General features: G+C 56.5%; 16 protein-coding genes and 1 tRNA gene. 7 read left to right on the forward strand and 10 right to left on the reverse strand.

All coding sequences use genetic code 11. The features are described 5' to 3' along the window. Positions 1–2,198 precede the first annotated feature (2,198 nt). The 4 genes from araD1 to chvE all read right to left on the reverse strand — a co-directional run bounded on the left by araD1 (position 2,199) and on the right by chvE (position 7,175). Complete coding sequence (gene araD1, locus ASF29_RS17460) at positions 2,199–3,194, reverse strand: AraD1 family protein (protein WP_062451946.1); 996 nt, start codon at positions 3,192–3,194, stop codon at positions 2,199–2,201. Positions 3,195–3,293: 99 nt separating this feature from the next. Continuing rightward, a complete protein-coding gene (gene mmsB, locus ASF29_RS17465; protein ID WP_062451947.1) occupies positions 3,294–4,490 on the reverse strand; it encodes a multiple monosaccharide ABC transporter permease in 1,197 nt (398 codons plus the stop codon). After that, entirely contained in the window at positions 4,490–6,025 is a 1,536-nt protein-coding gene (gene gguA, locus ASF29_RS17470) for a sugar ABC transporter ATP-binding protein GguA (RefSeq protein WP_062451948.1), read from the reverse strand. Before gguA ends, mmsB begins: the two co-directional genes overlap by 1 nt. 85 nt (positions 6,026–6,110) lie before the next feature. Beyond that, the gene (gene chvE, locus ASF29_RS17475; protein ID WP_062451949.1) at positions 6,111–7,175 is read right to left on the reverse strand and encodes a sugar ABC transporter substrate-binding protein ChvE; all 1,065 of its coding nucleotides are present in this window, start codon (positions 7,173–7,175) and stop codon (positions 6,111–6,113) included. A gap of 266 nt (positions 7,176–7,441) precedes the next feature. On the opposite strand from chvE, the gene ASF29_RS17480 reads away from it, so the two are divergent. Further along, positions 7,442–8,437, forward strand: a complete 996-nt coding sequence (locus ASF29_RS17480; protein WP_062451950.1) for a LysR family transcriptional regulator — start codon at positions 7,442–7,444, stop codon at positions 8,435–8,437. Between the two features lie 56 nt (positions 8,438–8,493). Further along, positions 8,494–8,949 carry a hypothetical protein gene (locus ASF29_RS17485; protein ID WP_062451951.1) on the forward strand — a complete coding sequence of 152 codons (456 nt, stop codon included), beginning with the start codon at positions 8,494–8,496 and terminating at the stop codon, positions 8,947–8,949. Here ASF29_RS17485 and ASF29_RS17490 read toward each other — a convergent pair whose 3' ends face one another. Together ASF29_RS17490 and ASF29_RS17495 are read right to left on the reverse strand one after the other, a co-directional pair. After that, entirely contained in the window at positions 8,950–9,180 is a 231-nt protein-coding gene (locus tag ASF29_RS17490) for a hypothetical protein (RefSeq protein WP_062451952.1), read from the reverse strand. It abuts the gene before it with no gap. A 32-nt stretch (positions 9,181–9,212) separates the two neighbouring features. Further along, positions 9,213–10,433 carry an ROK family transcriptional regulator gene (locus tag ASF29_RS17495; protein ID WP_062451953.1) on the reverse strand — a complete coding sequence of 407 codons (1,221 nt, stop codon included), beginning with the start codon at positions 10,431–10,433 and terminating at the stop codon, positions 9,213–9,215. A 226-nt stretch (positions 10,434–10,659) separates the two neighbouring features. On the opposite strand from ASF29_RS17495, the gene xylF reads away from it, so the two are divergent. From xylF to ASF29_RS17510, 3 genes are all read left to right on the forward strand, one after another. After that, positions 10,660–11,700 (forward strand): D-xylose ABC transporter substrate-binding protein, encoded by a 1,041-nt coding sequence (xylF, locus tag ASF29_RS17500; protein WP_062451954.1) that lies wholly within the window; start codon positions 10,660–10,662, stop codon positions 11,698–11,700. A 127-nt stretch (positions 11,701–11,827) separates the two neighbouring features. Beyond that, positions 11,828–13,141, forward strand: coding sequence for a sugar ABC transporter permease (locus ASF29_RS17505; protein ID WP_062452378.1), 1,314 nt, complete (start codon positions 11,828–11,830; stop codon positions 13,139–13,141). Between the two features lie 20 nt (positions 13,142–13,161). Beyond that, the gene (locus tag ASF29_RS17510; RefSeq protein WP_062451955.1) at positions 13,162–13,944 is read left to right on the forward strand and encodes an ATP-binding cassette domain-containing protein; all 783 of its coding nucleotides are present in this window, start codon (positions 13,162–13,164) and stop codon (positions 13,942–13,944) included. A 73-nt stretch (positions 13,945–14,017) separates the two neighbouring features. Here the strand turns inward: ASF29_RS17510 and ASF29_RS17515 are convergent, their stop codons facing one another. Further along, on the reverse strand, positions 14,018–14,527 hold the full coding sequence (locus tag ASF29_RS17515; RefSeq protein ID WP_082453551.1) for a MarR family winged helix-turn-helix transcriptional regulator: 510 nt from the start codon (positions 14,525–14,527) through the stop codon (positions 14,018–14,020). Between the two features lie 448 nt (positions 14,528–14,975). Here ASF29_RS17515 and ASF29_RS17520 point away from each other — a divergent pair. After that, positions 14,976–15,052 (forward strand) — tRNA-Arg (locus ASF29_RS17520). A gap of 150 nt (positions 15,053–15,202) precedes the next feature. Here ASF29_RS17520 and ASF29_RS17525 read toward each other — a convergent pair. Continuing rightward, positions 15,203–15,910 carry an anti-sigma factor gene (locus ASF29_RS17525; RefSeq protein ID WP_062451956.1) on the reverse strand — a complete coding sequence of 236 codons (708 nt, stop codon included), beginning with the start codon at positions 15,908–15,910 and terminating at the stop codon, positions 15,203–15,205. After that, positions 15,907–16,449: a sigma-70 family RNA polymerase sigma factor gene (locus ASF29_RS17530; protein WP_156462721.1), complete on the reverse strand. Its 543-nt coding sequence runs from the start codon at positions 16,447–16,449 to the stop codon at positions 15,907–15,909. Before ASF29_RS17530 ends, ASF29_RS17525 begins: the two co-directional genes overlap by 4 nt. Before the next feature lie 196 nt (positions 16,450–16,645). On the opposite strand from ASF29_RS17530, the gene ASF29_RS17535 reads away from it, so the two are divergent. Continuing rightward, positions 16,646–17,434, forward strand: a complete 789-nt coding sequence (locus ASF29_RS17535) for a DUF4394 domain-containing protein (RefSeq protein WP_062451958.1) — start codon at positions 16,646–16,648, stop codon at positions 17,432–17,434. A gap of 49 nt (positions 17,435–17,483) precedes the next feature. Here ASF29_RS17535 and ASF29_RS17540 read toward each other — a convergent pair whose 3' ends face one another. Further along, on the reverse strand, positions 17,484–18,443 hold the full coding sequence (locus ASF29_RS17540; protein ID WP_244473606.1) for an alpha/beta hydrolase: 960 nt from the start codon (positions 18,441–18,443) through the stop codon (positions 17,484–17,486). Between the last annotated feature and the right edge of the window lie 90 nt (positions 18,444–18,533).

Consider the following 18,533-nt stretch of genomic DNA (forward strand, 5'->3'; position numbering starts at 1 on the left):
TGGTTCAGTTGACGGACGAACAGGTTGGCGCATTCACCAGCGCACAGATCAGCGCGTTCACCACGACACAGCTCGACAAGTTCTCCGATGGCAGCATCACCGCACTGAACTCAAGTCAGGTCCGTGCTTTGACCTCCGACCAGATCGGCGTTCTCACCACCGGTGATCTGGCCCTGTTCGATGCAGGCGATGTCGCTGCCATCAGCGTCAAGGCGCTGGCAGGTCTCACCTCTGCAAAGATCGGCACTCTGGATGACACCACACTCAAGGCCTTCAGCACCGCACAGATTGNAGAAGCTCGATAATGCCAAAGGTGAAACGTTCCTTGCCCTGACCACGACCCAGGTCTCCGGCCTGACGAGCACACAGATTGGTGCCCTCGAAACCAACCAGATCGCAGCCCTCAGCGACAAGCAGCTGGCCGCCATCGCCTCGGCCAACCTCGCTGGTATCACCGAAACGCAGATTGTTGTTCTGTCGAACAAGCAGCTGGCCTCTCTCAACACCGACCAGTTTGCAGCCCTCAGCCAGACAAAGCTCGAAGCCCTGACGACAGMTCAGGCCAGCGCGCTGACSGCAGCACAGATCAAGACCCTCGATGCCACCGAACTCAACGGCTTTGAAGGTGCAGAGCTTGCCAAGCTGAGCGTAGCAGCTCTCGCGGCCATCACGACAACGGCACTGGCTGGCCTCGACGCCGCAAAGGTTGCAGTCTTTACGCCAGACCAGATCGCCAAGCTTAGCTCTGATCAGCTCACTGCTCTCAAGACCGAACAGGTCGCGGCCCTGACAACAGGACAGATTGCCAAGCTCAAGCCCTGACGACAGCTCAGGCCAGCGCGCTGACCGCAGCACAGATCAAGACCCTCGATGCCACCGAACTCAACGGCTTCGAAGGTGCAGAGCTTGCCAAGCTGAGCGTAGCAGCTCTCGCGGCCATCACGACAACGGCATTGGCTGGCCTCGACGCCGAAAAGGTTGCGGCCTTTACGCCAGACCAGATCGCCAAGCTTAGCTCTGATCAGCTCACTGCTCTCAAGACCGAACAGGTCGCGGCCCTGACAACAGGACAGATTGCCAAGCTCANTTTACGCCAGACCAGATCGCCAAGCTTAGCTCTGATCAGCTCACTGCTCTCAAGACCGAACAGGTCGCGGCCCTGACAACAGGACAGATTGCCAAGCTCAGCGCAACACAGATCAAGGCGCTCAGCTCCGACTCTCTGACCCAGTTGCAGGACACTCAGGTCGCCGCGTTCAGCACGGCCCAGATCAGTGCACTTACCACAGCACAGCTCGACAAGTTCTCGGCAACCAGCATCGCTGCACTGACCACAGATCAGGTCCGCGCGCTGTCTGCTGATCAGGTGGGAACACTCAGTGCTGCCGAGCTCAACAGCTTCGATACTGCTGAAATCGCAGCGCTGTCTATCAAGTCTCTGTCATCGATGACTACAGCGACCATCAGTGCTCTTGAAAAGCCAATCCTCAGCAGCTTCACCACCGCTCAGGTGCAGGCATTGGACACTGATCAGAACAACGCCTACGTCCAGGCTTACACAGCAGTCTGATGATTTGCGGGTAATCCGCAACTCTAAATCGAAACGGCGCGGCATCTGCCGCGCCGTTTCAGTTTATGCCAAGGGACAAAATGTCGTTCGGACCTGCACCTAAATCAGAGCGTACAAAGCCCCCTGCTCTTCACCAGATATCGCGGCAGCTAAATGCACGATGCCTTCCTCGTCAAAAAATGACACTTGGCTTTACGCGTTCAACCACAGACTAAGTTTCTGCTTAAATAAACTAGAAGCGCTTCATACAGCCACGCGGCATTGTGAAACAATGAATGACGCCGCCTCACTGGAAACCCGGCCTGAGATTTTTAAAGTGATTATCTTGATGCGTTAGGTCTTAGGGAAACTGTCCAGGCATTTTATCTTTTTAAGTGTGCGCGGAAGATGTTGCTGGTCGTAAGCCTTGGTAAGTTACGCTTTACCAATGCTGGCAATTTCATACCGCTCTATCGCACGTCTGGGCATAGAGATTTTTGCTTTCAAGCAGCGAACAAGCAGGAAGCCAAAGTTATTCGGTTCCGTCGAGGTGGGTAAAAACAGACTTTGCGGCTTAGGACAATGAAACAAAAAGGCCCCGAACCAAAAGGTCCGGGGCCTCAGACGTTAAACCTTGGCAATCAGATACTCAGAGCTGACCGATGACGATGGCTTCTTCCATTTCCACTCTCAGCGCGTTGCGCAATGGCAAACCGAAACCTGCAGCTTCGATTTCGAAGACATCGCCGGCTTCGGGCTTGACGCCATCGGCGAAGGACAAGGTCGCTGTACCGAACATGTGGACGTGGACTTCGCCTGGTGCGCGGAACAGGCCATACTTGAAATGGTGGTATTCGAGATTGGCGAAGGTGTGGGACATGTTGTCTTCACCCGACAGGAACGGCTTTTCGAAAATTACCTTGCCGTCGCGCAGGATACGCGATGTGCCGCGAATATCAGCAGGCGGTGCACCGACGCGGATTTCCGGGCCGAAGCTGGCTGGGCGAAGCTTGGAATGCGCGAGATAGAGATAGTTCATCCGCTCGGTGACGTGATCGGAAAACTCGTTGGACACGGCAAAGCCGATGCGGAAAGCTTCACCCTTGTCGGAGATGACGTAGATGCCAGCCATTTCCGGCTCTTCGCCGCCATCGAGCGCGAAGGATGGGGAAATCAGCGCCGCCCCTGGTGCTGTCGCGACATGGCCGTTGCCCTTGTAGAACCATTCGGGCTGAACGCCCTTTTCGCCAGCCTTCGGCTTGCCGTTCTCCAAGCCCATCTTGAACATCTTCATGGAGTCCGTCAGGGTCTCCTCGGATGTCTCGCTGGTCTTCTTATGCATGCTGTCGCGGGTCGCGGCCGAGCCCAGATGCGTCAGACCGGTGCCCGTCAGGTGCAGATGCGCAGGATCCGGATGGGTGATCGGGGGCAGAAAACGGCCTTCGGCATAGACCTCTTCGAGATCGATGACATCGCCGTAACCACGGGCAGAGATGACGTCGGCCAGCGATTTGCCACCATTGGCCGCTTCCAGCGCCAGCGCGTAAACGGAGTCGGCATTATTGACGGCACGCGCCTGCCCACCCTCTTCACGAACGGCGACGATGATCTTTCCGCTCGCATCCTTGATCTGAGAAATCAGCACGGTAATTCCTTTCAACGACGTTATGACGTCTGCATCTCATGAAAGTGGCCGGAAACCGGCCACTCTTTTCGTTCGATATGGGGTGGACAGATCTGGCGATCAGCCCTTGTTCTTGTTGTAGACGTCGAAGAACACGGCAGCCAGAAGCACGAGACCCTTGACCATCTGCTGGAAATCGATGCCGAGACCGACGATCGACATGCCGTTGTTCATGACGCCCATGATGAAGGCGCCGATGACAGCACCGGTGATCTTGCCAACGCCGCCGGAAGCCGAAGCACCGCCGATGAAGCAGGCCGCGATGACGTCCAGTTCGAAGCCAACACCGGCCTTCGGCGTTGCCGAGTTGAGGCGCGTGGCGATGATCATGCCAGCGAGACCGGCGAGAACACCCATGTTGACGAAGGTCAAGAAGCTCAGACGCTCGGTATTGATACCCGAAAGCTTGGTTGCCTTCTCGTTACCACCCATGGCGTAGATACGACGACCGATAGTCGTGCGGCGCGTGACGAAGCTGTAAAGCGCGATCAGCACCAGCATGACGATGAGGACGTTCGGCAGACCGCGATAGGTCGACAGCTGATACCCCAGGAACAGGATTGCGCCGGCGATCAACAGGTTCTGCACGATGAAGAAGCCGAATGGCTCAACATCGATACCGTGGTGAACATTCACCTGGCGACGGCGCAGACCCAGCACGAAAAGGGCAATGACGATCGCAAGCGTAAGAACCATGGATGTGGTGTTGAACCCTTCGATTCCACCGAAATCTGGCAGGAAGCCTGTGCTGACGACCTGGAAATCGACCGGGAACGGACCGATGTTCTTGCCGCCCAACACGAAGAGCGTCAGACCACGAAACACCAGCATGCCAGCCAGCGTTACGATGAAGGACGGAATACGGTGGTAGGCAATCCAGTAACCCTGCGCCGCACCGATCAGACCGCCGACGCCAAGGCAGATAAGCGCCGCCAGAAGCGGATTCATGCCCCATTGCACGGTCAAAATGGCCGCGATCGCGCCGACGAAGGCAACGATGGAGCCGACCGAAAGGTCGATATGACCGGCCACGATGACCAGCAGCATGCCCAGAGACATGATGACGATGAACGAGTTCTGAAGGATCAGGTTCGTCAGGTTGACCGGCCGGAACAGAATGCCGCCGGTGTAAAACTGGAAGAAAACCATGATGGCGACGAGCGCGATCAGCATACCGTATTCGCGGATATTGGCCCGGATATACGAGCCCACTGAAACGACGTTGCTTTCTTCGGTGGATGTGTTGGCCGAACTCATCAGTTCTTCTCCCCTGAGCGCATGATAGCGCGCATGATGCTTTCCTGGCTCGCCTCTCCCTTCGGCAATTCGGCGACAATCCGTCCTTCGTTCATAACGTAGATGCGGTCGCAGTTGCCAAGCAGTTCGGGCATTTCCGATGAGATCATCAGAACGCCTTTTCCGTCGGCGGCGAGCTGGTTGATAATGGTGTAGATTTCGTATTTTGCACCGACGTCGATACCACGCGTCGGTTCGTCCAGAATGAGGACGTCAGGATTGGAGAACAACCACTTCGAAAGCACCACCTTCTGCTGGTTACCCCCTGAAAGATTGACCGTTTCCTGAAAGATGCCGGACGAGCGGATGCGAAGACGCTTGCGGAAATCGCTCGCAACCTTCATTTCCTTATGATCGTCGATGACGCTCGCAGACGAAACGCCGGCCAGATTGGCAAGCGTGGTGTTGTGCAAAATATTATCGTTGAGCACGAGGCCGAGATGCTTGCGGTCCTCAGTCACGTAGGCGAGACCAGCATCGATTGCTTTGCGCACAGTGCTGACGTCCACGGACTTGCCGTGAACAAGCACATCGCCACTGATCTTGTGGCCATAGGACTTGCCAAATACGCTCATGGCGAATTCGGTACGTCCAGCACCCATGAGACCTGCAATACCGACAACCTCGCCCTTGCGCACGCTGATGTTGATATCGTGCAGAACCTGCCTGTCACGGTGCTGCTGGTGATAGGCGTTCCAGTTCTTGACTTCGAGAATGGTCTCGCCGATCGGCACGTCACGCGGCGGATAGCGGTCCTCGAGATCGCGGCCCACCATGTTTCTGATGATGACGTCTTCGCTGATCTCTTCCTTGTGACAGTCCAGCGTCTTGACCGTCATGCCGTCGCGCAGAACCGTGATCTGGTCTGCGACCTTGCGCACTTCATTGAGCTTGTGCGTGATGATGATCGACGTCAGACCCTGCTTGCGGAACTCGATCAAAAGGTTGAGAAGCGCTTCCGAATCGCTTTCGTTCAGCGAAGCCGTCGGCTCGTCGAGGATAAGAAGCTTCACGCTCTTTGAAAGAGCCTTGGCGATTTCCACCAACTGCTGCTTGCCCACACCGATGTCGGTGATCAGGGTTTCAGGCGATTCCTTCAGGCCAACCTTTTTCAACAGCTCGCGTGTGCGGCTGAACGTCTGCTGCCAGCTGATGACGCCATTGGTGGCGATCTCGTTGCCGAGGAAAATGTTTTCCGCAATCGACAGGAGGGGAACCAGGGCCAATTCCTGGTGAATGATGATGATGCCGATTTCTTCACTGTCGTTGATCGCGCGGAAATTTCGCAGCTGACCTTCGTAGTGAATTTCGCCTTCATAGGTGCCAGCGGGGTAGACGCCTGAAAGGACCTTCATGAGGGTCGACTTTCCAGCACCGTTTTCGCCGACGAGTGCGTGTATCTCACCTTGGCGAACCTTCAGGTTCACGTTTTCAAGCGCTTTCACGCCCGGAAACGTCTTGGTGATATTCCGCATTTCGAGGATGGTATTGTCCATATCGCAATCCAGCGCCGTACAATCCGGCGTTCTTTTTTAAAGGAGCGGGGATGGAAAAATATCCATCCCCGCCACAATCATACTATTACTTCAGCTGGTCTTCTTTGTAGTAACCGCTGTCAACCAGAACCTGCTTGACGTTGTCCTTGGTTACGGCAACTGGCTTCAGGAGGTAGGAAGGAACAACCTTGACGCCATTTTCATAGGTCTTGGTGTCGTTCACTTCAGGCTCTTTACCCTGCATGACGGCGTTGACCATGTTGACGGTAACCTTGGCCAGTTCGCGTGTGTCCTTGAAGATCGTGGAGTACTGTTCGCCAGCCAGGATCGACTTGACGGATGGTACTTCAGCGTCCTGACCGGAAACGACTGGCAGCGGCTGGTCCTTGGAGCCATAACCTACGCCCTTGAGCGAGGAGATGATGCCGATGGAGATACCGTCGTAAGGCGAAAGAACGGCGTCAACCTTTGCGTCTGTGTAGTATGCAGACAGAAGGTTATCCATACGAGCCTGCGCCGTTGCAGGATCCCAACGCAGCGTACCGACCTTGTCCATGCCCATCTGGCCGGACTTTACGACGAGCTTGCCGCTGTCGATGTAAGGCTTCAGAACAGACATCGCACCATCGTAGAAGAAGAAGGCGTTGTTGTCGTCTGGCGAACCGCCGAACAGTTCGATGTTGAATGGACCCTTGCCGTCCTTCAGACCAAGCTTGTCGGCAATCGACGTCGCCTGCAAAACGCCAACCTGGAAGTTGTCGAAGGTTGCATAGTAGGAAACGTCGCCGCTGTTGCGGATCAGGCGGTCATAAGCGATGACCTTAATGCCCTGCGAGCCGGCCTGCTTGAGAACGTCTGACAGCGTTGTGCCGTCGATCGAAGCGATAACCAGGACCTTTACGCCCTTGGTAACCATGTTTTCAATCTGGGACAGCTGATTCGGGATATCATCGTCAGCATACTGAAGATCGGTGGTGTAACCGGCTTCCTGAAGCTGCTTGACGATGTTGTTGCCGTCATCGATCCAGCGGGCAGAAGACTTCGTTGGCATCGCAATGCCCACAGCGCCCTTGTCCTGCGCCCAGACCGGGCCAGCAAATGATGCAGCGCCGATGGCACAGGCCGCAAACAACGAAACGATGGATTTCATAAACTCTCTCCCTTGGAACCCTTTTTCAGGCCTTGTTTCTTAACAATCGCCTGCAAATCCACACCCGAGCGTCAGGAGTGAAGCTTAATCGAATTGCACATGAAGACACAATCCGAACTTTTGCCACTCCTCTCGGCACAGGCGCAACCTGTTCTGAATCCATATAACTGTCAAATAGAATATATTGCTTTTCCTATATCATTTTTGTTATATTAAATCGATATAATTGCCGATCCCGCTTTCCCGGGATGCAAAGGGGGAGCGGAATGGAACGAAATGGAACGAATTCGTTCGAATTTTTATCCTTGACGGAAGACAACCCTCTGTTGCGCGCAGGGCTGAAAATGGCCCATCTGCGCATGCTCGTCACCATTGAAGAACACGGCCAGGTTAGCGCTGCGGCTGCGGCCCTTCACATGACCCAGCCAGCCGCCTCTCGCATGTTGTCCGAAATGGAAGCCATCGTAAAGACACCTTTGTGTCAGCGCGCATCCAGGGGAGTGGTCCTCACCCAGTTCGGCGAGGCCCTGGCAAAACGCGCCAAAAAGATCCTTCTGGAACTGCGAGAAGCGAGTCGTGAGCTTGCCCAGATGAAATCAGGCGGAGGCGGTTCCGTCTTCATCGGCTCGGTCACTGCTCCTGCCATCAGCCTCGTGGTTCCAGCGCTTCGCAAGGCGATGGACACCTATCCAGGCATCGAAGTGAATGTTCAGGTCGAAACCAGCAATGTCTTGGCGCGCGAATTGCTTGCTGCCCGCCATGACTTCGTCATCGGCCGCATCCCTGACGACATCGACCCGGCGCTGTTCAACGCCCATGAAATCGGCGTCGAACGGGCTTGCCTTCTGGTGCGCAAAGATCATCCGCTTCTGGAAAACCCGCCTGCAAAGCTCGAAGACCTCTCGCAGTACGACTGGGTCTTCCAGCCACCCGGAGCGTTGCTGCGCCGAACCATGGAAGACGTGTTTCTGGCCCACGGAGTGGCGTTGCCACGCAACGTCATCAACACACCATCTATCGTGCTGACGCTGGCGATCGTCACGCAGACCAACGCCATTGCGCCCCTGGCCTATGAAATGGCAGAGTTCGTCTCGGGTCAGCACTCGCCCATGGGCGATATTCGTATTTTGCCCACCGAGTTCGATCTCAGCGTCAAACCCTACAGTCTCATCGTCACCAAGGATCGTGCCTTGCCGCCCAGCGCTCAATTGCTCTACGATCTCGTGCTGGAAGAAAGCCGGAGCCTGACATGGACGGAGTAACGCAAGCCAGACGCCATCTTGCTGTGTTTTCTTAGCGCGCAAATCGGGAAAATCGAATGCTGTTCGGGCAATCCGTCTTTCAGTCAGTGGTAGAGCGTCTGGAACGCGAGGCGGAGGAAAATCCGCCCGAGGACGATGCACCACCTCCTGCTGGCATCAATCTTTTCAGCTCCAGCATCGTCTTCGACACGACGACACGGGAGCCATCATCGGCAAATCTGCCGCTCGAGTCCTATTTGGGCTTTCTGGAAGAGCCGGAAGCTGCACCTGAGCCGACGTTAGAACCGCCTGTCATGCCGCCGCATCTCGTGCGTACGTCGCTTGCTGACGTATCTGACGAGCTGGCGATCACCGACTTGGATACGCTCGAGAGCCTTGGCGAAAAACGCCGCAGCTTTGCGCGGACAAACCACCCGGACACGGTCAGTCCGGAATTTCGCGAAAACGCCACCTTGCGCATGACAGCCGCTAATCTGCTGATCGATCAGGCGATTCGCTTCATCGGAAAATGATCAGGCCTCATCCGAGGGAGGTGGCGTTGCATTATCGACCTTTTCAGCCGCCGGCTTGAAGGTGAAGAGCAGCACATAGGCTGAATAGGCCGCGATACCACCAACGACGGTTGCCCAGAAGATTTCGTGATTGATGAATTCGATGATAGCCCACGCAGTAGAGAAGCCAACGATCAGCAGCCGCGCCCATAGGGGCTGGTAGATGGGATGGCTCGTGTCGATTTTCAGCATATCGTCTCCATGCGTCGTCGTGTCGGCTCTGCTCAGGATGCCTGCTGTGCAGCCATGCCGGACATCAGGATATCTCCATCCAGACGCGACAATGCAAGCCCCATATGACCATCGAAGACCAAAGTCTGCTCATCTGGCTCAATTGTGATCTGTGGCAGGCCAGAGATGCGCACAACATTGGTCTGCACCATTCCGTCGTGAATACTGGCCTTGAGCAGATCGAAAAACCGGGTTCCCGGACCCGTTACGAAAACCGGCATGTGCCCATGCAGGCTGAAAAGTCGTGAGAGCCCGTTCCCCAACGCCAACCCCGCCTGCCGAAAGGCAAAGGCGGCCATACGATTGCCTGATCGCGCCGAGGCAGCAATCTTGTCGACTTCGGCGATCGGCACGAATTTCGCCGGTATAGTATTTGTGGGAACCTCGAACGCCGCACGCAGGATGCCATAAAAGCCGCAATAGGCTTCAACGCAGCCTCGGGCACCACATCGGCATAACGCGCCGTCAGGGACATGCAGCATATGACCGAAATTGGGTGCGATAACGTCTGCGCGGCCATCGCCTGTGTCCCGCGCCACACCCAGCCCGATACTGTGACCCAGTGACAACGCCGCCAGTGACTTCGCCTGCCCTTTTTCACCGCGTTCACGCATCCACAAGGCGTCGGCCGCCAGAAGCGTTTCATTGTAAAGATAGACCTGAGCACGAAAATGCGCGGAAAGGGTCTTGCGAAAGTCAACCTGCCCTTCGCCCAGAACCGGTGACCACAAAAGCGTTGCGCTTTCCGTATCGACCAGTCCCTTGCTGCTGATGGAAACGTGGAGAATGGCGCTTTGAGCGATTTTCGACCGGCTGGCCAGGCGGATCAACCCATCGAGCACCACCTTTGCGAAATTTTCCGCGGTGCCTGAGCTTCGCGGCTCGCCGAAACGGTCCATGAGCTTGCCGGTAAAATCGACCAGGGAATATTGGACCGCGTCAGAGGAAATGACCACCACCGCCACGTAGCCGAAGGCCCTGTTGGGCTGGAACAGCACACGTGGGCGTCCCCTGCCCGCGGCTGCCTGCTGCTCCTGACGCTTGATGAGATTGTATCGCTCAAGTTCCGCCGTAATGGCAGATACCGTCGCCGAAGCAAGCCCCGTCAGACCCGCCATATCCGTGTGCGAAAGATTCCCATGCCGACGCAGGGCGCTTAGCACGCGAAGGCTGTTCTGCTGTCGGACCAGCTCTGTGCTTGCTATGACCGACATTGCCCCTCAGTTCCCCCGCCTGTTTCCCACGCCATAAACCTTGTTCGACCACGCCGCAACCAACCGCAAATATGGTGGATGCCGCACCTGTTGACAGGCCTCAGATTCTCTGACATCTAATTTCTCGACTGTCGAGAAAAAATGCTGCTGCATAGCTGGACAGGTTTTGTGGCGCGCGTGGGCATGGAGGTGCCGAGCGTGTTGCCGTTACCCGGGAGGACATTTCATGAATTCATTCGCCAAGTTGTTGGCGGGTACAGCCGTACTCGTATCATTGCATAGCGCGGCCATTGCCGCCGATCTCGTCGTCGGCGTGTCCTGGTCCAATTTCCAGGAAGAGCGCTGGAAGACCGACGAAGCGGCCATCAAGGACGCACTGAAAGCATCCGGCGCCAAGTATATTTCGGCGGACGCGCAAACATCCGCTGCCAAGCAGCTGACCGATATCGAAAGCCTGATTGCACAGGGGGCAAATGCGCTGATCGTGCTTGCTCAGGATAGCAGCGCCATCGGCCCTGCCATCGAGAAGGCCAATGCAGAGGGCATTCCTGTCGTCGGCTATGACCGACTGATTGAAAACCCCAGCACCTACTACATCACTTTCGACAACAAGGAAGTCGGCCGCCTGCAGGCCAAGGAAGTCTTCAAGATCAAGCCGACGGGGAATTACGTCTTCATCAAGGGCGGTTCGACCGACCCGAATGCGGACTTCGTTTTCTCCGGCCAGATGGAAGTGCTGAAAGCCGCCATCGACTCCGGCAAGATCAAGAATGTCGGTGAAGCCTATACCGATGGCTGGAAACCTGAAATTGCCCAGAAGAATATGGAGCAGTTCCTGACCGCCAACAACAACAAGGTCGATGCCGTCGTTTCGTCCAATGACGGCATGGCAGGCGGCGTCGTTGCAGCCCTCGAAGCGCAGGGACTTGCCGGTTCCGTTCCAGTCTCCGGTCAGGATGGCGACAAGGCCGCGCTCAACCGCGTCGCACTCGGCACTCAAACGGTTTCCGTTTGGAAAGACAGCCGCAAGCTGGGCAAGAAGGCCGGCGAAGTCGCCGTCGCACTCGCCAAGGGAACCAAGATGGAAGCCCTCGAAGGCACCATCAAGTTCAAGGGCGGCACACAGGGCGTGGAAATGAGCTCCTATTTCCTTGAGCCTCAGGCCATCACCAAAGACAACCTGAACGTCGTTCTGGACGCCAAGTGGATCACCAAGAGTGAGCTTTGCCAAGGCGTAAAGAGCGGCACGGTCGCCGCCTGCAAATAACGTCGGACGGGCTAGACGGTGGCGAAATCAACGTCGCCACCGTTACGCGCCTCGCTCATGCCGCAGGTGACATCGTGCGGCGAATGCACGCGCGAGATTTTGATATATTTCAGGGAGTATAATGACCATGGCGGAACAAACCGTTGTCGCATCGTCACCCGAAGCCAGGGTTGACCGGGGCAACCCGCTGCGACGTTTTCTGAACGCAACGGAAATCGACACCCGTCTTCTCGGCATGGTGGTCGCTTTGTTCGCGATATGGGTCGGTTTCGAAATTCTGTCCGGCGGCCTGTTCCTCACCTCGCGCAACCTGTGGAACCTCTCGGTGCAGGCCGCCTCCGTTTCTGTCATGGCAACGGGCATGGTTCTGGTCATCGTCACCCGCAACATCGACCTGTCCGTTGGCTCTATCCTTGGCTTTGTCGGCATGATCATGGCCGTCACGCAGACACGCTTTCTGCCGGGCTGGCTGGGATACGATCACCCCCTGTCCTGGATGGTGGCATTGAGTGTGGGCATCATCCTCGGCGCGGCCATAGGTGCATTTCAGGGCATGATCATCGCCTTCATGAACGTGCCGTCCTTCATCGTCACGCTGGGCGGTCTGCTGGTGTGGCGCGGCGCGGCATGGATGGTTACCAGCGGCGCGACCGTCGCTCCCATGGACACTCGCTTTCGCCTGATGGGCGGCGGTGCGGATGGATCGATCGGCGCAACGGCGAGCTGGGTCGTCGGCATCATAGCTTGCGTTCTCATTATCCTGTCCATCATCAATTCGAGACGACAGCGCAAGCGCTTCGGCTTTCCGCTCAAACCCATCTGGGCGGAATATTTCATGGGCATCATCGGCTGCGGCGTCGTGCTGGGTGCGGTCAAGGTCCTCAACAGCTATTACATGCCCGTCAATCTTGCCCGCAAATATGCTGAAGCCAACGGCATTGCCTGGCCCGATGCAGGGCTTGAGATTTCGCTGGGTGTCGCCATTCCGGTACTGATCGCCCTCGGCATCGCCATCGTCATGAACTTCATCACCAATCGGACACGCTTTGGGCGCTATGTTTTCGCCATCGGCGGCAACCCGGAGGCCGCCGTTTTGGCAGGTATCAAGACGCGCTGGGTCACAGTTAGAATATTCGCCTTGATGGGCGCTCTCTGCGCCATCGCTGCCGCAATTTCCACGGCGCGCCTGAATGCTGCGACCAATGCGCAGGGCACCTTGGATGAGCTTTACACCATCGCGGCAGCCGTCATCGGCGGCACGTCGCTGGCCGGCGGCGCAGGCACCATTGCCGGCGCCATTCTGGGCGCCGTTGTCATGCAGTCGCTCAACTCCGGCATGGTGCTGCTGGGAATGGATACCCCCCTGCAAAGCATCGTCATCGGCGTCGTGCTCGTCATGGCTGTCTGGCTGGACACTGTCTATCGCGCCAGAGCCAAGTAATGGAAAGAGGAGTTTCCGATATGACGGACCAATCCACTCCGCTTGTGGAAATGCGCAATATTTCTATTTCTTTCGGCGGCATTCACGCTGTTGAAGATGCTTCCGTCGATCTCCATCGCGGCGAAGTCGTGGCTCTGCTGGGCCACAATGGCGCGGGGAAATCGACACTGATCAAGATCCTGTCCGGCGCCTATCGCCGCGACGGCGGCGAAATTCTGATCAATGGCGAAGATGCCGATATCCGCAATCCTCGTGACGCCAAGAAATATGGCATCGAGACCATTTACCAGACGCTTGCGGTTGCCGATAACGTCGATGCCGCTGCCAATCTCTATCTCGGTCGCGAATTGCGCACGCCATGGGGTACGCTGGACGACGTGGCCATGGAAGCCTCCGCCCGTGAAGTCATGGGCCGCCTCAACCCCAACTTCAAGCGCTTCAAGGAGCCCGTAAAAGCGCTCTCGGGCGGCCAGCGCCAATCCGTCGCCATCGCCCGCGCCATCCTGTTCGACGCCCGCATCCTCATCATGGATGAACCTACGGCGGCTCTCGGCCCACAGGAAACCGCGCAAGTGGGTGATCTGGTCAAGGAACTGAAAAAACAGGGTATCGGCATTTTCCTGATCAGCCACGACATCCACGACGTCTTCGATCTGGCAGACCGCGTATTCGTCATGAAGAACGGCAAGGTCGTAGGCCACGCAAAGACGGAAAACGTCACCAAGGACGAAGTCCTCGGCATGATCATCCTCGGCAAGGTGCCACCCGGCGCAACCGCCGGCCCCGGAGCCATGCGGGTCTGACAATGCATAATAAAAAAGGTGCGGAGTGAACCCCCGCACCTTTATGCCCATGATGGCTGTCCCCCGACGGCCATCAATCCTGAATGCGCCGAAGAAGTCCCACAAGCTGGTCCCGCGCCTTCTCGCCACCCAGACGGTCGATCAGCTTTTCTTCATGCTCTTTCCAGACCTGCGATATTTCATCCAGCATGGAGCGACCTTCGCTTGTCATTTCCATATAATGGACGCGCCGGTCGGATTCGGAACGGCGTCGTTGCAACAGACCCTTGTCTTCTAGACCATCGATGATGGCAACGAAGTTTGCGCGCTGAATACCCAAAGCCTCGGCCACATCGCTCTGCTTCAGTCCGGTGTTGTTGGCAACCAGGATCAAAACTGAAAAATCGGCTGGTCGAAGTCCGAAAGCCAGCAGGCTCTCGTTAAAATCATTCACAACCGATAGCTGAGCGCGCCGAAGTCGGTAAACGACAGCCTCCGACAGTATCGAATAATCAATTCCCCCCTTAGGCAACAAGGGCGTCTCGTCGCTTTCCCTGTAGGGAAGCCTACCCCTGCCATGCTCAAATGCGAGACCTACCGTCATTCTAGTCTCCTTTGATTCGTCCCCGTGAACTATAGTTAATTACCCAATTACGTTTATTAGAACAAGGTTTAATAATAGATAAAGCAAGGATATAAACTTTCACACCCCCAATTAATGGTAGGCGCAAAAAGTTAGCGCAAACACTCAGTCGCCAGCTTGAGAGCATAAAACTCTCAAGCGACAAACGAAGCCAACCACTCATTCCGGCAATCCCTTGAAAACGACCAGTATTTCACCGAAAAACCATTTGGAGCTTTGTGGGTCCGAACAATCGACCAGCCTTTTGCGTCATGAAAAATCATGGATGCAATTTCTAAGCGAAAACTTTCCACCAATCCAAAAATCTTTCCCCACTCCCAGCGCCCCAGACCATTTTACAGATTGATGCGCAGTGAAAGCTGGGTTAAGAACCAATCACGACCAGCGGCGAGTCATCGCCCGCACGGATGCACCCGTAGCTCAGCTGGATAGAGTGTTGGATTCCGATTCCAAAGGTCACAGGTTCGAATCCTGTCGGGTGCGCCAAATTCTCAGCAATTCCAGAGTTTTGACTGCCATATTTTCGGCTGGAGAAGCAATCGAGCTTCTTAATTCGGCCGAGTGCGGACCCATGGCCTGGCCTTGAGCGTATCACGCCCGTCCGAGAACTTCGGCCAAGGGCAAAGGGTCGTGCCGTCACCGGACGGTTTTTGCCAGTCCCTTCACCAGAATAGGCCCTGTGGGTCGTCCCGTGGGCGAACCGCCGGTCTGCTCGAGCGTGATTTCGTAGAGTTGCTCATCTCTGGGTGTCGGCAGGCGCGGCGTAGCGAGGTTGGCGGAGCGGCGCTGATCCAGAAGGCCGAGTGACACAGGCCCCATATCACGGTTTGGCAGCGTCCAAACCTGCATCGTCTTGCCCTCCGGGACGGTGAAGTCTGCCAGAAGACGGATGCTGGCGCTCTCGTTGCTGAAATCCTCGACAATCGCCTGTGGCTCGCCCCTCTCATTCAGGAGGATCGCCACGACGACGGGTTCAACCTGTCGCAGGAGCGACCAGCCAAGACCCATCGTCAACAAAAGAGAGGCCGCAAGAGAAACAAGGGCGGTACGTTTCCATAGGGAAAGGCTGTTGTCGTTGGCAGCAGCAGGCAGTGTATCGTGCTGTCCATCGCTTGCGATATCGGCAAGCCCCGCGTCGATACGGTGCCAGAGCGAAGCGCTGGGCGATGCTGCTTCGACCGCCGTATCGAGCGGCAGGAAACGGTCCTGGCTTGCGGCAATCGCCTTGCGCAATTCCGCATGCCTGCCGATCTGCGCCTCCACTCGTCGAACGGCATCGTCATCGAGCAGGCCCAGAACATATTCATCAGCAATGCGGGCGATATCGTCTTCTTCGAACGTCATGCCATGCACTCCCGAAGCGAAGACAGTCCGCGCCTGATCCAGGATTTCGTCGTTCCCAGCGGTAGTTTCAGCCTCCCTGCAATTTCCCCATGGGTATAGCCGCCGACATAGGCCATCAGGATGCCTTTACGGCGCGTTTCTTCCAGAGTGGACAGGCATTCGCGCAGCCGGGCGTTCTGATCCAGACGGTGCCATGACGCCATGATGTGCTCGACATGCTGAGCCTCCTGCAACATATCGAGATGGTCGTCTGTCACCAGATCTTCCCGCTTTCCATCGCGCAGCATGTTGAGCGCGCGGTTTCGGACGATGGCATAAATCCAGCCACGGGCAGAGCCACGTTCGGGCGTATATTGGTGGGCACTTTTCCAGATACGGATGAAAGCTTCCTGCACCACTTCTTCGGCCAGATCCCGGCGGCGCACGATCCTCTGCGCCACTGCAATCAATCGGCCAGCTTCCGTGTCGAAGATAAACCGCAAACCTTTCCGATCGCCCCTGGCGCATGCGCCGAGCGCGGCTGCGAAATCGTCTGCCATTGTCTGCCTATCCTCGACCAATCGTTCGCGCATTCCGCGCTTCCTCGACCATACACATGAAATGGATGGGTGGATGCAAATCAAAAAAAATTTGGCGGCTGCATCCAAACACGGCACCCCATGTGTCTAACCCTTGAGAGCGATGAACAGCGCGCCGCTGGGCACCTCTTTTAACGGATTGAAAAGGGAGAACGATATGACCATCATTCGCACAGCAACCATTGCTTCCGCCCTGCTTGCCACGACGGCAACCCTCGCTTCGGCTGCACCGGTTCTTGGCCTGACGGGTGACAAGACACTGGTGATGTTTGATACCGATAAGCCCGCTGTCACCAAGACTATGGATGTCACGGGCGTCGACAAGTTGGTCGGCATCGATTTTCGACCAGGCAACAAGACGGTGATCGGCGTGACGCCGGACAACACCATTGTTTCGATCAATCTTGAAACGGGTGCGGCGACTGAAGTCGCAAAGATGGACAAGCCGCTAACGATGACACAGGCACCCGTGATCGTTGACTTCAACCCCATGGCCGACCGCCTTCGTTACATGACCGGCACCACCAATCACCGTGTCCACCCCGACACCGGAGCGGTGACGGTCGATGGCGTTCTGGCTTTCGAAGATGCCGACATGCACAAGGGCGAGACCCCCAACATCGTTGCCGCAGCCTACACGAATTCTTATGGCAAGCCGGAAAAAACGGCGATGTACAATATCGACGCCACCATCGGCGCGCTGGTTCAGCAAACGAAACCGAATGACGGTACGCTGAAATCCATCGGCAAACTCGGCATCGACGGCAAACCAGCGACCTACGCCCTCGACATCCAGACCACGGCAGAAGGCAAGAATACTGCGTGGCTGGCAGCCGATAAGGCGCTCTACACGGTCGATTTGGAAACCGGCAAGGCCACAAAGGCTGGTGATATCACCGGCGTCGACACACCGGTGCGCGCCATCGCGGTTCTACCTGCGATGTAATCACTGAAAGCTGCTGGCTGCGCGACAACCGGCCAGCGGCTTTTCACAGCTATTTGCTGTCATTGGCGATCTTGGCCTCAAGAGTCTTTGCAATGGCTTTCAGATTACGCTTTTTGCCCGCAATCTTCTCGATAGCCGCTATGGCCAGGTCGCTTGCGACGTAATCGGATTTGTGGCCGAGGTTATGAACCACGATCAGTTCCGCACCCCTGACATCGCGAGCGAGATGGCGGGAGTGAATATCGGTCGAGACCACCTCGTCTGCGTCACCGGCTATGATGACAGTGGGTGCCTTGATATCGCGAAAATCGGCCGATGCTGTCTTGGCCCAGGCATTCAATCCGCCCACTTCCTGAGCGTTGTGACGGAAGGCCACAGGGCGAAGCGCCTGATAGGCCCGGGTTTTCGAGATATAGTCCGCCGGCTTTGGATTAGGCGCAAACACGGACTTGACCGCACCATCGATGGCGATCGCACCTGCTGCTGGCGCAATAAGTGTGCTGAACAGCACACCGGCCACCGGCACTCGAGCTGCATCATAATACCATGAAACCCCGCCTGGCCACGGATACAGTGCAGGCGACAAAAACACGAGCCCTTCGACCATATCCTTGTGGCGCACGGCAAAAGACGCCGTGATTGCACCTCCGAAAGAGTGACCGACGATGATCGCCTTTCGAATGCCGCGCTTCTTCATCAGCGTGGCGATGGCATCTGCCTGCGCATCCGGCAGAATATTCGATTTAGGGCCGATATCCGAGCGACCGTGTCCGGGCCTGTCAACGAATAACAGGGTCGCGCGTCCTTCCAGCTTCTCACGAAACGCATACATCGGGTCATAGAGGCTCGTGCTGGCTCCATGGATAAAAACGATCGGCGGCAAACTGGCATTCTTTTTGGCAGGCAACAAAACGCTGTTCATTTGGAAGCCACCGACATCGACCCTGATTTCACCGGTCGCGGCCCCGCCTCCTGCCCTGTCAGATGCCAAAGAACTTCCCCCGAGCATGATCGCAGCGAGAACACCGAAAACCGGAACCAATTGAGACGCCATGATGATCCTGAATTTATGCGTAAACCGCTTTACCACCGAGTGCAA

This window comes from Rhizobium sp. Leaf262 (genome assembly GCF_001422245.1).
GTDB lineage: Bacteria > Pseudomonadota > Alphaproteobacteria > Rhizobiales > Rhizobiaceae > Agrobacterium.